At 44.0% G+C, this 13,702-nt stretch carries 11 protein-coding genes; 8 read left to right on the top strand and 3 right to left on the bottom strand.

The window, feature by feature from the left end; translation table 11 throughout:
• Positions 1 to 209 precede the first annotated feature (209 nt).
• The 7 genes from ileS (at position 210) to M0Q51_11560 (ending at position 9,870) form a co-directional block, all read left to right on the top strand.
• Positions 210 to 3,569 carry an isoleucine--tRNA ligase gene (gene ileS / locus M0Q51_11590; protein ID MCK9400619.1) on the top strand — a complete coding sequence of 1,120 codons (3,360 nt, stop codon included), beginning with the start codon at positions 210 to 212 and terminating at the stop codon, positions 3,567 to 3,569.
• 39 nt (positions 3,570 to 3,608) lie between these two features.
• Positions 3,609 to 4,025, top strand: a complete 417-nt coding sequence (locus M0Q51_11585) for a TraR/DksA family transcriptional regulator (protein MCK9400618.1) — start codon at positions 3,609 to 3,611, stop codon at positions 4,023 to 4,025.
• Positions 4,022 to 4,678, top strand: a complete 657-nt coding sequence (locus tag M0Q51_11580; protein MCK9400617.1) for a lipoprotein signal peptidase — start codon at positions 4,022 to 4,024, stop codon at positions 4,676 to 4,678. Before M0Q51_11585 ends, M0Q51_11580 begins: the two co-directional genes overlap by 4 nt.
• A 132-nt stretch (positions 4,679 to 4,810) precedes the next feature.
• The gene (locus M0Q51_11575; protein MCK9400616.1) at positions 4,811 to 5,638 is read left to right on the top strand and encodes a glycogen/starch synthase; all 828 of its coding nucleotides are present in this window, start codon (positions 4,811 to 4,813) and stop codon (positions 5,636 to 5,638) included.
• Between the two features lie 46 nt (positions 5,639 to 5,684).
• Positions 5,685 to 7,013 carry a DUF4270 domain-containing protein gene (locus M0Q51_11570; protein ID MCK9400615.1) on the top strand — a complete coding sequence of 443 codons (1,329 nt, stop codon included), beginning with the start codon at positions 5,685 to 5,687 and terminating at the stop codon, positions 7,011 to 7,013.
• A 101-nt stretch (positions 7,014 to 7,114) separates the two neighbouring features.
• Positions 7,115 to 8,953 carry a glutamine--fructose-6-phosphate transaminase (isomerizing) gene (glmS, locus tag M0Q51_11565; GenBank protein MCK9400614.1) on the top strand — a complete coding sequence of 613 codons (1,839 nt, stop codon included), beginning with the start codon at positions 7,115 to 7,117 and terminating at the stop codon, positions 8,951 to 8,953.
• A 332-nt stretch (positions 8,954 to 9,285) separates the two neighbouring features.
• Positions 9,286 to 9,870 carry a T9SS type A sorting domain-containing protein gene (locus M0Q51_11560; GenBank protein ID MCK9400613.1) on the top strand — a complete coding sequence of 195 codons (585 nt, stop codon included), beginning with the start codon at positions 9,286 to 9,288 and terminating at the stop codon, positions 9,868 to 9,870.
• 58 nt (positions 9,871 to 9,928) lie between these two features.
• Here the strand turns inward: M0Q51_11560 and M0Q51_11555 are convergent, their stop codons facing one another.
• From M0Q51_11555 to M0Q51_11545, 3 genes are all read right to left on the bottom strand, one after another.
• On the bottom strand, positions 9,929 to 10,300 hold the full coding sequence (locus M0Q51_11555) for a four helix bundle protein (protein MCK9400612.1): 372 nt from the start codon (positions 10,298 to 10,300) through the stop codon (positions 9,929 to 9,931).
• 195 nt (positions 10,301 to 10,495) lie between these two features.
• On the bottom strand, positions 10,496 to 11,071 hold the full coding sequence (locus M0Q51_11550; GenBank protein MCK9400611.1) for a superoxide dismutase: 576 nt from the start codon (positions 11,069 to 11,071) through the stop codon (positions 10,496 to 10,498).
• 89 nt (positions 11,072 to 11,160) lie between these two features.
• Positions 11,161 to 12,774: a S41 family peptidase gene (locus M0Q51_11545; protein ID MCK9400610.1), complete on the bottom strand. Its 1,614-nt coding sequence runs from the start codon at positions 12,772 to 12,774 to the stop codon at positions 11,161 to 11,163.
• 248 nt (positions 12,775 to 13,022) lie between these two features.
• Between M0Q51_11545 and M0Q51_11540 the strand changes: the two genes are divergently transcribed.
• Positions 13,023 to 13,697, top strand: coding sequence for a DUF4143 domain-containing protein (locus M0Q51_11540; protein MCK9400609.1), 675 nt, complete (start codon positions 13,023 to 13,025; stop codon positions 13,695 to 13,697).
• The last annotated feature ends 5 nt before the right edge of the window (positions 13,698 to 13,702 follow it).

Raw genomic sequence — 13,702 nt, 5'->3', positions numbered from 1 at the left:
AGACTAATGATTGATATCAAAGTATCATAAGTTGAACGGTCTACACTGCACGGGGCAACGCTTAAATTTAGTAAGTTATTCTTTGTACGGACTATATTGTTCTATATTTAGGGACTAATGACTAATGACTTCTATGCCTCATGTTGCTATGTCAGATAGTTATAATATCTTTGCACCCTCATTTTTAAAAATTGCAATCCCAAGGCTGCATGAAACGCAAATACAAGGAATACAAGGAGCTTAACCTGACTCGCATCGGCAAGGAGATCAACGCGTACTGGGAACAGCACCGGACCTTCGAAAAAAGCCTGCAGATCAGGGAAGGCCATAAGGAATTTGTATTTTACGAAGGGCCGCCATCTGCCAATGGCAAACCAGGGATCCACCATGTGATGGCCCGTGCCATTAAGGACATTTTCTGCCGCTATAAAACCCTCAAGGGATACCTCGTTCAGCGCAAAGCAGGCTGGGATACCCATGGCCTTCCGGTGGAAATCAGCGTCGAACAGACCCTGGGTATTACCAAGGAAGATATCGGGAAAAAGATATCTGTCGAAGAATATAACCGTACCTGCAAACAAGAGGTAATGAAATACAAGGACCTCTGGGACGACCTTACCATCAAAATGGGTTATTGGGTCGATCTCGATGATCCTTACATTACCTTCGACAACAAGTATATCGAGTCGGTATGGTGGCTGCTGAAACAATTGTACGACAAAGACCTGCTGTATGAAGGCTACACTATCCAGCCTTACTCCCCTGCCGCCGGTACAGGGTTGAGCTCACATGAGTTAAACCTGCCCGGAGTCTATAAGGAAGTGAAAGACCTGACTGTTACAACACAGTTTAAAGTTGTCCGCAACCCGGATTCTGAATTCCTTTTTAAAGATGCCCATGGCGATGTTTTCTTCCTGGCCTGGACCACCACACCGTGGACCCTGCCATCCAATACCGCCCTGGCCGTTGGAAAAGATATTGAATACGTCAGGGTTAAATCGTTTAACCCTTATACAAGTCTGCCTATTACCGTTATCCTGGCAAAAGACCTGGTCCATAATTTCTTCCCGGAAAAAAATGCAGGCCTTAAACTGGAAGATTACCAGGAAGGCCAGAAAGCTATTCCTTTCGAAGTTTCCGGATCTTTTAAAGGGTCAAGGCTAGCAGGGCTACGCTACGAGCAGCTTCTCCCTTACGCCCAGCCTGAAACAGGAGATTCTTTCATAGTCGTAACCGGTGATTTCGTTACTACGGAAGATGGCGCAGGCATCGTCCATATTGCTCCCAGCTTTGGCGCGGACGACTTCAAAGTAGCCAGGGAAAATGGCATCGGCTCCCTTACGATGGTCGACAAGCAGGGAAAATTCATCGAAACTATGGGTGAATTTGCAGGCAGGTTCGTCAAAACAGAATACGATCCGAATTTTGTACCTGGGGATGAAAGTGTTGATGTCGACATCGTTGTAAAGCTGAAAAAGGAAAACAGGGCCTTTAAGACCGAAAAGTACGAGCACTCATATCCGCATTGCTGGCGCACGGACAAACCAATCCTTTATTACCCGCTTGATTCCTGGTTTATAAGAACAACCGCTTACAAGGACCAGATGATCGAGCTGAACAAGACGATCAACTGGAAACCGGTTTCGACCGGCATAGGCCGGTTTGGCAACTGGTTGGAAAACCTTGTCGACTGGAACCTTTCCCGTTCCCGTTACTGGGGTACACCGCTTCCTATCTGGGTTAGTGAAGATCGTTCTGAATTCAAGTGCATCGGCTCAGTTTCAGAATTGAAAATTGAAATTGGAAAATCGGTTACAGTCGGTTTTATGACACAAAATCCGCTTGAGAAATATATCCCGGGGAATAATTCGGCAGAGAATTACCATTCTTTCGACTTGCACCGTCCTTATGTAGATGATATTTTCCTTGTTTCTGAGAAGGGCAGAAAGATGACCAGGGAACTCGACCTGATCGATGTTTGGTTTGATTCCGGGGCCATGCCTTATGCCCAGTTCCATTACCCGTTTGAGAACAAGGAGCTGGAGCATTATTTTCCCGCCGATTTCATTGCGGAAGGCGTTGACCAGACAAGGGGATGGTTCTTTACCCTGCATGCCATCGCTGTTATGCTTTTCGATTCTGTTTCTTTCAAAACCTGTGTTTCCAATGGCCTGGTGCTCGACAAAGATGGCAACAAAATGTCGAAAAGGCTTGGTAATGCGGCCGATCCGTTTGAAACCATCGGCAAATTCGGCCCTGATGCCACCCGCTGGTATATGATGACCAACTCACAGCCCTGGGATAACCTGAAATTCGATCTCGACAGCATCGCTGAAGTTCAACGAAAATTCTTCGGTACCCTGTATAACACTTATGCCTTCTTTGCCCTGTATGCCAATATCGACGGGTTTACCAACGCCGAAAAGGAAATCCCTTTCGAAAAACGTCCCGAGATCGACTGCTGGATCCTGTCGGAACTAAATTCCCTGATCCGTAAGGTAGAAAGCTATTACGAAGATTTTGAGCCTACAAAAGCCGGACGGGCAATACAGGATTTCGCTATCGATCACCTCAGCAACTGGTATGTCCGGTTATCGCGGCGCCGTTTCTGGAAGGGAGATTATTCGGATGATAAAATTGCTGCTTACCAGACACTTTACCGTTGCCTTGAAGTAATAGCCCAGCTTGGGTCTCCTATCGCACCTTTCTTCATGGAACGTCTATTTACAGATCTGAATGAAGTTACGGGCCGGATAAAGGCCGATTCCGTTCACCTGACCGACTTCCCGGTGGCCGATGAGAGCCAGATCGACCTTGACCTTGAGGAAAGAATGGAACTGGCTCAAAAAATTTCTTCCATGATCCTGTCGCTGCGGAAACGTTCCAATATCCGCGTAAGGCAGCCACTGAACAAGATCATGATCCCCATCCTCAATGAGCACAACAGGGCCCAGCTAAAGGCTGTGGAGAACCTTATCCTTTCGGAAGTGAACGTAAAAGAGATCGACTACCTGACTGAAACAGCAGGTATCCTGGTAAAAAAGATCAAGCCAAATTTTAAAACCCTGGGCCCTCGTTTCGGAAAGCTGATGAAGCCTATTGCAGCCGCTATCACGTCCCTTACGCCCGTGCAGATAAGCCAGATGGAAGAGGAAGAGGTATTCAAGATGACTATTGAGGATGAATTAGTGGAAATAACCCTTCATGACGTTGAAATCACGACCGAAGACATCCCGGGCTGGCTGATCAGTTCGACCGGCGACCTGACGGTAGCCCTCGACATCAATATCACCGATGAACTGAAAAAGGAAGGCCTTGCAAGGGAACTTATCAACAGGATCCAGAACCTTCGAAAGGACAGGGATTTTGAAGTCACCGACAAGATTCGTGTCCAGGTCGAAAAAATGGAATACCTGGAAACGGCCATCCAAAATAATTTGTCGTATATTTGCGCGGAAATTTTAGCTGAGTCCCTTGATCTAGTTGATAAAATCAAAGGCGAAAACCAAGTCACCATTGAACTGACCGATGAATTCAGCACCAATGTCCGGATTGAAAAGACTAAATAATTTTTTATATTTTCATATTAATTGATAAAACTTCCAGCTATGACTGACACTAAAAAGCAGAAACTTGAATTACAGGAAAAGAACAGATATTCTGATGAAGAACTTGAGGAATTCAAGGAGCTAATCCTGAGTAAACTGGAAAAAGCCAATGAAGATTTGAAATTGCTGATGGAAGCTTACCATCTTGACGGTGAGCATGGCACAGATGATACTTCACCTACTTTTAAGATTCTTGAAGAGGGATACCAGGTTATGTCGAAAGAAGAAAACAGCCGGCTGGCTTCCAGGCAGCAAAAGTTTATCAATAATCTCGAAAATGCCCTCCTGAGGATCGAAAATAAGACTTTCGGAATCTGCCGGGTGACGGGGAAACTCATCTCCAAAGAAAGGCTGAAAAGCGTACCGCATGCAACCCTCAGCATCGAAGCCAAGCTTAACCAGCATGTAAAGTCTTGAAGAAATCCATTCTCATTGTCCTGTTGGTACTGATCCTGGACCAGGTATTAAAATTCTGGATCAAGACCCACATGACCCTGGGCCAGGAAATCAATGTGGCCGGGAATTGGTTCATCCTTCACTTTACTGAAAATGAAGGCATGGCATTCGGTTTTACTTTCGGAGGAGCAGCAGGTAAATTAATTCTCAGTATTTTCCGGATCATTGCCATCATCATTATAGGTTATTACATATATCGTTTACGAAAAAAATCCCCTCATCCGGGCTTGATTTTCAGCTTTTCACTTATCATGGCCGGTGCGCTTGGAAACATCATCGACAGCGCTTTTTACGGACTGATCTTCAATGAGAGCAGCTTTCACAGTGTTGCAACTCTTTTTCCTCCCGAAGGTGGTTACAGCGCCTTCCTGCACGGGAAAGTAGTCGATATGCTATATTTTCCTGTAATTGAAACAACCCTTCCCGATTGGGTCCCGTTATGGGGAGGGCAACCATTCACATTCTTCCGGCCTGTCTTCAATGTTGCAGATAGCTCTATCACAACCGGTGTACTTTTGTTGCTCATCTTTCAAAAAAAGTTTTTCGCTAAGAAAGAATCTCCTGAAAATACAACTGGAATTAATCCGGAAGGTGATTCATCTGCCACAATCTGACAGCCCACCACATCTCCAGTTAAAATTTTTTCATTATTTATCTTTTTAACAGTCGTGCCTATTGTATAAATCAATTAATTACTTAATATTTACTACCTTTGCATAACTTTTTAAAAATTCAAGCCGTCTGTTATGGAAAAAAAGAGAGTCCTCTTCGTATCTCAGGAAATAATGCCTTATATTGAAGAAACTCCCATCGGGCGAATCGGACGTTATCTTCCTCAGGGGATTCAGGAGAAAGGAAAAGAAATCCGGACTTTTATGCCTCGTTACGGAACCATCAACGAACGAAGAAACCAGTTGCATGAGGTGATCCGCTTATCGGGGATGAACCTGATCATTGACAATAATGACCACCCGCTGATTATAAAAGTAGCCTCCATACAGCAAGCCCGCATGCAGATCTATTTTATCGACAATGAAGATTATTTTCAGCGCAAAGCTAACCTTTACGATAAAAACGGTAAATTCTTTGATGATAATGATGAAAGGGCGATCTTCTTTGCAAGGGGTGTGTTGGAAACCGTTAAAAAATTAGGCTGGAGTCCGGATATTATCCATTGCCACGGCTGGTTTACCAGTCTTATCCCGCTTTATGTGAAAAAATCCTATCGCGATAATCCCCTGTTCAACGAAACAAAAGTTGTCATCTCAATTTATGATGATGATTTCAAGGAGGAAATGCATGCCGATATCAGTAAAAAAATTAAATACGACGGGGTGACAAAACAGGACCTTGCATACTACAAGAAGACTAATTTCGTTAATTTAATCAAAGCAGCGGTGCAATATTCCGATGGCGTAATCATCGGCAGCCGGAAGATCAATAAAGAACTCCTGGAATATGTTGGCAAATCAGGTAAACCTGTCCTTGATTATCAGGGAGAGGAACAATACCTGGAAGCTTTCTCGGATTTCTACGATAAGATTTTGATTGAGGAACCCGTTGTTTCGCGTTAATCATTCCGGATACTGTTATCTTTTTCAATTTAAACTTAACGTGACAATGCTTAAGAAGTTCAGCTGGTTTTCTGCAGGCCTTTTCCTGATCACAGCCCTCTTACTTACAACCTGTAAAAAAGAAAATAATGACCTTGGGCTTGAGATCCAGCCCCCCGGCGACAAACTCAATGTGCACTCCATCGATACAACCGCTGTAATCGCATATTCGCAGATTGTGGATTCTGTTAAAACTGATGAAACCTCTGTTTCCTTGCTTGGCAGCATGGTAGATCCTGTATTTGGCAGATCGACTGCCAGTTTTTACACTCAATTCAGGTTGTCAGAATCTGCCTATGACTTTGGGATAACTCCCTATCCTGATTCCCTGGTCCTTTCGCTGAAATATGATGGTTTTTATGGCGACTCAACTGCAGTCATGACTGTAAAGGTTTACGAGTTAGCCGGACAGATTCAATTGGATTCACTATATTATTCGAACCAGTCGGTAGCCGTTAAGGAAACATTACTTGGCCAAAAAACATTCACTCCTGATTTTTCCAGCAATGTTATTATCGGGGTAGATACACTGGATCCTCATCTTCGCATCCATCTGGGTTCACTGACTTCCACACTGGCTAGCAAACTTCTCACTGCCCCGGCTGACAGCATGGCCGACAATAAAAGTTTCCTGAATTATTTTTATGGCCTTTATGTTACTGCAGAGCCCGCCAATAGTGGAGGTTCAATAATCTACCTCGACCTTTTATCGTCCGTTTCGGAAATGACGCTTTATTACCATAATGGCACAGATGACTCCCTGAAATTTGAATATCTGATCAACAGCAACTGCGCCCGCTTTGGCAATTTTACCCATGATTACAGCCTCGGGGACCCTGCATTCAAGGCACAGGTTATTGATAAAGATACGACGTTGGGTAAAAGCATTTGTTATGTGCAGGCTCTTGGCGGTGTTAAAACCTTTGTGCGCTTTCCTTACATTAAGAATTATTATGCCAATGGAAATATCGCTGTGAATGAGGCCCGCTTATTTCTCAGTTGCTATGAGCCGGATCCGGGGCTGGACGTCGCCAGTACGCTGGTTTTAGTCAAAAGAAAAGCAGAAGGAGGATATTCTATAACGGATGACCAGCTGGAAGGGGAAGGTTATTTTGGAGGATATTATGATAAAAACAATCATGGTTACTGGTTCAGGATTACCAATACTATCCAGGAATTGATGCGATCTGCTGATCCTGATTACGGCCTTGAGGTATATGTCTCCGGGGGAGCTGTCAATGCGCAACGTGTCCTCCTGAGCGGAAAAAGTCCTCAATTACCTATTGCTCCTGAAGACAGAATGAAACTGATCATTACTTATACTACTCTTAACTAGTTAATTCTGCAAGGCTTCTCCATTTGGTAGTTTCAGCAATCATTTGAGGTCAGGATTACATTATTGATTAAGTTTGTCTGATAAATTGAAATCCTAAGCTTATGTGCGGAATTATTGCTTATCTGGGGCCAAAAGAAGCTTATCCGATCCTTATGAAAGGATTATACCGGTTGGAATACCGGGGGTACGACAGTGCCGGCCTGGCCATCCTGAATGATAGCCTCAAGGTTTTTAAGACTAAGGGTAAAGTTGCGGACCTTGAGGAGCTTACAAAAAAAATGGACTTAACAGGTACCGTCGGTATTGCCCACACACGCTGGGCAACGCATGGGGAGCCTAATGATATCAATGCCCATCCTCATTATTCCCAGTCGAAAAATCTGGCGATCATTCACAATGGAATTATCGAGAATTACCTGACGTTGAAAAAAGAGCTGATCAACCGGGGATATGTTTTTACGAGTAACACTGATACGGAAGCCCTGGTCCATCTTATCGAGGATATACAGGTACATGAAAATGTTGACCTGGTGGAGGCCGTGCGGATTGCCCTTAACCAGGTTATCGGAGCTTATGCGATCGTGGTCATCTCTAAAAATCATCCCGATATGCTCATCGCGGCGCGGAAAAGCTCGCCGCTGGTCGTCGGGATCGGCATCGACGAATTCTTCATTGCCTCAGATGCAACGCCAATTGTGGAGTATACCAAGGATGTGGTTTATCTGAACGATGAGGAACTTGCTATCTTGAGAAGAAGGAAACCGCTCAAGATCTTAACCATTAAGAATAAGGAGAAAACTCCTTATATCCAGAAGCTTGAGCTTAACCTTACTGCTTTGGAAAAAGGTGGCTATAAGCATTTCATGCTGAAAGAGATCTTCGAACAGCCCCGCTCCATACGCGACAGCATGCGGGGAAGGCTCAGGTTGCAGGAGGGCATAGTTTCACTGGGCGGAATTGTGGATTATGAGCAGAAACTAGTGAATGCCGAGCGGATCATTATAGTGGCCTGCGGCACTTCCTGGCATGCCGCCCTGGTCGGGGAATATCTGATCGAGGATCTGGCCAGGATCCCTGTGGAAGTGGAATATGCCTCTGAGTTCCGGTACCGCAACCCAATCCTTTGTGAAAAAGATGTGGTTATTGCTATCTCCCAATCCGGTGAAACTGCCGATACCCTGGCGGCCATCGACCTGGCCAAGGGCCGTGGTGCAACTATCCTTGGCATCTGTAATGTTGTCGGGTCATCCATTGCACGAGCCACGGATGCCGGTTCTTACACGCATGCCGGGCCTGAGATCGGGGTAGCCTCCACCAAGGCTTTCACTTCACAGGTAACCGTACTTATTTTGCTGGCGCTGACTATTGCGCAGAAGAAAGGAAGCGTTCCGAAATCACGATTCATCCGTATCCTCCATGAACTCGACCAGATACCGGAAAAAGTCGCAAAAACCCTTCTCGTTGATCCGGTCGTTAAGAAAATTGCGGGATTATACAAAGACCACCGGAATTTCCTCTATTTAGGCCGCGGGTATAATTTTCCGGTTGCCCTGGAAGGTGCCCTTAAGTTGAAGGAAATCTCGTATATTCATGCTGAAGGTTATCCCGCCGCTGAGATGAAGCACGGGCCCATTGCCCTTATCGACGAAGAGATGCCTGTAGTATTCATCGCCACTAATAAAGGCACTTACGAGAAGGCTCTCAGTAACATCCAGGAAGTGAAAGCCAGAAAGGGTAAAGTAATCGCGATTGTGACCGAAAATGATGAACTGGTGCGTGACCTTGCTGATCACATTATCGAGATTCCCGAAACAGAAGAATTATTGGTCCCTCTCCTGGCAACCATTCCGCTCCAGCTATTATCCTACCATATAGCCGTAATGCGCGGTTGTAATGTAGACCAGCCAAGGAACCTGGCGAAGTCGGTGACGGTTGAGTAGGACTGTAAGACGGTAAGACTGTAAGACAATCTAATACGCACAAAACTTGCCCTTTTTCAAATCTTTGTAAGTTTTTATGCAACTATTCAACACAGATAGGATGCACTGTGCCTATAAAGGTGAACGTTTCCAGACGTTTATACGCGCCACTGACCACAGGAGAAAAATAGTCACAGGCTATTTGCCGCGAATTTAAAGCACAACACTATTACGCAGCCATTCGTAATATATCTTGCCTATCCGTATGTTTTTAATTATATTTACAGGCTATTAATAGTCTTGGCGCTTATATCTGCCATAAGGGAATGATAAACACCGTAATACGTTGTATAATGAAAAAAGTGTTTATTCTCTTGGTCATTTTAATGTACTTAATAGTACCCATTTATGCTCAAAACCCACAATGGGTGCAATATACCAATGGGGATGAAGTTACTGCTTTAGCAGAAGAAGGCAATAATATGTGGGTAGGTACAACGGGCGGTTTAGTGAAAATTGACAAAAGCACGGGTATTCAAACTTTTTACAACAATGCAAATTCGGGCCTGCCCGATAACTATGTACTAATAATCGCAATAGACACAAGCGGGTCGGAATGGCTTGGGACTAATTATGGATTGGCAGTTTATAATGAAAACGGTATTCCTGTTTCAATTATAGAAAATATTACTTCGGAAACCCACATCACCATTTACCCCAACCCTACAACCACCATCATCACCATAGCACTGCCTTCCACCACGCACGTCAATAACACAACCCTTGCCATATACAACGTTAACGCCCAGCAGGTCATATCCCGCCGCATAACGGAACCAATAACCGTTATTGATATCAGCACACTGCCCCGTGGCGTTTATTTCGTGCGGATCACCAATGACGCCACGGTGTTGGTGAACAAGTTCATGAAGCTGTGAAGGGGAGGACTGTAAGACTGTAAGACTATAAGATTGTAAGACTTTAGGACGGTATGATTTACAGCTTCCATTTCTCGGCTTGATTGCTCATTGTAATCAATTTCCCAATAATATTAGCATAATCATCACGAAGTTTATGATTCAGTTCGGAATGTAAATAATTACATTTTAGAGAAAACTCCAGCCAAACAATAGTTTCTCCACCTTCAGCAATTGCATCAGAAAGATGTGATGAAAAATTCTTTGGATATTTTCTTCTGTAAAAAGCCTCTGCAATATTCGCACAAACAGATCGTGAAGATCGCCTGATTTGATCGGTTAATGAATATTTTTCCTCTTTGGGAAAAGATAAGGATACCTCAAAAATCATCATGGCTGCATTAAAAGCCAGATGATAAACCTCTAAATCTTCATGTTTTGTGAATTTCATTTGAAATGGGATTTAATTTTCATGTTTATCCGAAAATCAATCCCATTATACCTGTCCTGTTAATAACTTCTATCCTAAAATGATGAATTTAAAACTGTAAGACTGTAAGAGTTTAAGAATGTAAGAGTTTAAGAATGTAAGAATGTAGAAATGTATTAGAAACCAAAAATCCTACCGTCTTATGGTCCTACAGTCTTATAGTCTTATTTCTGCTGCTTTCCAATCCACCAGCTTCCAGAAGTCAGAAATGTAATCCGGTCTGCGGTTCTGCTTGTCAAGGTAATAGGCATGTTCCCATACATCACAGGTGAGAATGGGTTTCAGGCCACTTTTTAGCGGGTTTCCGGCATTGCTTTCCTGTGTGATGACCAGCTTTCCATTGGCATCCAATGAAAGCCAGGCCCAGCCTGAGCCGAAGAGGGTGGCGGCAGCCTGGGTGAAATGTTCCTTGAATCCATCGAAAGTACCAAAATCCCGGTCGATAAGGCCGATCAGTTTTCCTGCCGGAAGGCCACCACCGTAAGGACTAAGGCAGTGCCAGTAAAAAGTGTGGTTCCAGACCTGGGCGGCATTGTTGAAAATCCCGCCACCGGATTTTTGGATGATCTCCTCAAGCGTTGCCTGTTCAAATCCCGAACCGGGCAGTAACTTGTTCAGGTTGTTCACATAAGCCTGGTGGTGTTTTCCATAATGGAATTCCAGGGTTGTCTTTGAAATAAATGGCTCCAGCGCATTCAGCGCGAAAGGCAATGTTGGTAATTCGAATGACATAATAACTTGGCTTAGTTCAAAGTTCATAGTTCAAAGTTCAAAGTTAAATACAAAAACCACACTTTGCACTTTGAACTTTGCACTTTGAACTATTTTCTGATTGTATCAAGCGCCACCTGGAATATTTTGTCCACATCGTGGTAGATCGGGTAAAAAGCCTGGTCGTCAAGCAGGTTGCGGCCGATATAAGCTTTCAGAAGGGTCTTGATCTTCTTTTCTGAATAACGGACTTCTTTAGCGGTGAATATAAGGCCCTGTTTACGGGCATTATCGATTAATCCATTAAAAAGCTGGTCATCGACCCGGAAATTATCCCTGAAGTCTTCAACCGTCCTGAAATGCTGGAGTGTGGCCCGCTCTCTGTCGGTATAATCAAATGCATATTGGAAGATCAGGTTCTGATGGATCATGCGGTTATAAAGATTATCTTTTTCATCTGCCTTCATGGCCACATAAACATCGGGCATTATCCCTCCGCCACCATACACGACTTTTCCGGCCGGAGTATAGTATTTGATTGTATCGCTGAAGGCAATGCTATCCGGATTTTCCATCTCACCAGTGGCGTAGCGGTGATAAAGTTCTTCATAATATTCTTTGTTCCCATTTGTATAAGGACGCTGGATACATCTTCCTGAAGGGGTATGATAGCGTGCAACGGTCAGGCGGATCGCTGAACCGTCAGGAAAGGTGAGTTGCTCCTGCACCAGTCCTTTTCCAAACGACCTTCTGCCGATGATAAAGCCACGGTCATTATCCTGTATGGCCCCGGCGACAATTTCACTGGCCGAAGCGGAAGACTCGTCAATTAATACCACGAGGTCACTTTCCTCAAAAATCCCTTTTCTGGTGGCATAAGCATAGTTATTTGGCCTGCTGTTGCCTTCAGTGTAAACGATAAGTTTTTTATCGGAGAGAAATTCATCGGAGATATTAATGGAAGCCTGGAGGAAACCACCATAATTTCCCCGGAGGTCGAGGATCAGCCTGGTCATCCCCTGCTCCATAAGCATTTTCAGTGCGCTTAACAATTCTTCATAAGTATTGGCGGCGAAACGGCTGAGCTTTATATAACCGATTGAATCATCGACCATATAAGATATATCAATACTGTAAGTCGGGATGACGTCCCGGACCAGGCTAAAATCGATCAGGTCGGCAAGACTTCGGCGATGTATGCTCACCTTTACCTGAGATCCCCGTTTACCTTTAAGCTGCCTGACTGCATCCCTGTCGGTCACACCAATTCCTGCAACAATTGAATCATTGATCTTCACGATGCGGTCGCCGGCCAATAATCCCGCTTTTTCCGAAGGTCCGCCCGGGATTGTCTGGATCACCATGATTGTGTCTTTTTCAATACGGAACTGTATGCCAATCCCTTCAAAATTGCTGTTTAGCTGGTCCTCTACTTCAGTAAAATCTTCCGAGGGAATATATTGTGAATGCGGGTCGAGCTTATCGAGGACTCCTTCGATCGCATTGTCGGTCAGATCCTCACGGCTTACTGAATCAACATAGTCCTGCTGAACATAATTGATCAGGTCGGTTACTTTATCGTGATGGGCCGGTTTGACAAAGAGGGCATTATCTGATTTATCGTTTCTGACAAACGACAGTTTACTGCCGAGCCAGATGCCAAGTATCAGCACAACAGCCAGTATAATAGGGAGATAAATTGTAAAACGGTGGCGGTTTTCCATGGATAGAAAATATGATTAGAGGCTGTAAAGATAGTGGTTATTAGTTAGTGGTCATTGGTCATTGGTCATTAGTCATTGTCATTAGGTTGTCATTTACTGTCGACTCACGTTTAGTAACTTCTGTGCTTTTATAGGGATAAGTTTTAAGTCAAAAATTTTCAGAATAAATTTGTCAAGTATAACAATCAAATTATTGCTTTGATGGAAAAATATATCTACTCCCGGATCTTGATGGAGAAAATCCAGCCATGGCTATTCCAGGGGAAAGTAATCATTATCTACGGCCCGCGACAGGTGGGGAAGACCACACTTGCAAAAGACATTCTAGCCTGTTCTCCCGGCTCGCTATACCTGAACTGCTGAGGTTTGGTTCCTATCCGGATATAGTGGACCGCAGTGAAAATGAAAAAATACAATTGCTGGAATCTCTGACAAGCGATTATTTGTTCAGGGAGCTTTCCGGTTTGTTAAAGATATCAGTGGCTACAGTACAAAGATACCTCCAGTTATTCGAAAAATCATTCGTTCTGTTCTCACTGCCTTCCTTCAGCAGAAATCTTCGGAAAGAACCCGGCAGAAGCAGGAAATACTATTTCTATGATTTGGGCATCAGGAATAGTTTGATCAATAATTTCAATTCGCCCGAAATCCGCAATGATACCGGTCAACTTTGGGAAAACTTTTGCTTTATGGACCGCATCAAGCGCAACCAGGCGATGGGTAGAATAGTAAATTACTATTTCTGGCGAACTTATGACCAAAAAGAGATTGACCTTATCGAAGAATCAGAAGGAAAGCTCATGGCCTTCGAATTTAAATGGAAACCACAAAAGATAAAACCTCCTGCAGATTTTTTGGAAGCTTATCCCGGCTCGGATTTTAAAGTGGTGCACAAAGAGAATTACAGGGATTTTTTAATATAATGGAA

The sequence above is a fragment of the Bacteroidales bacterium genome (assembly GCA_023229505.1).
GTDB lineage: Bacteria > Bacteroidota > Bacteroidia > Bacteroidales > JAGOPY01 > JAGOPY01.
The sequence above is the reverse complement of the archived record's forward strand: the minus strand, read 5'-3'. Positions and strand labels throughout refer to the sequence as shown.

Bases quoted from the DNA above. Each gene is read 5' to 3' on its own strand.
- M0Q51_11540 (MCK9400609.1), top strand. From the start codon at position 13,023: ATGGCTATTCCAGGGGAAAGTAATCATTATCTACGGCCCGCGACAGGT.
- M0Q51_11570 (MCK9400615.1), top strand. From the start codon at position 5,685: ATGCTTAAGAAGTTCAGCTGGTTTTCTGCAGGCCTTTTCCTGATCACA.
- M0Q51_11575 (MCK9400616.1), top strand. From the start codon at position 4,811: ATGGAAAAAAAGAGAGTCCTCTTCGTATCTCAGGAAATAATGCCTTAT.
- M0Q51_11545 (MCK9400610.1), bottom strand. From the start codon at position 12,774: ATGGAAAACCGCCACCGTTTTACAATTTATCTCCCTATTATACTGGCT.
- M0Q51_11585 (MCK9400618.1), top strand. From the start codon at position 3,609: ATGACTGACACTAAAAAGCAGAAACTTGAATTACAGGAAAAGAACAGA.
- M0Q51_11555 (MCK9400612.1), bottom strand. From the start codon at position 10,300: ATGAAATTCACAAAACATGAAGATTTAGAGGTTTATCATCTGGCTTTT.
- glmS (MCK9400614.1), top strand. From the start codon at position 7,115: ATGTGCGGAATTATTGCTTATCTGGGGCCAAAAGAAGCTTATCCGATC.
- ileS (MCK9400619.1), top strand. From the start codon at position 210: ATGAAACGCAAATACAAGGAATACAAGGAGCTTAACCTGACTCGCATC.
- M0Q51_11550 (MCK9400611.1), bottom strand. From the start codon at position 11,071: ATGTCATTCGAATTACCAACATTGCCTTTCGCGCTGAATGCGCTGGAG.
- M0Q51_11560 (MCK9400613.1), top strand. From the start codon at position 9,286: ATGAAAAAAGTGTTTATTCTCTTGGTCATTTTAATGTACTTAATAGTA.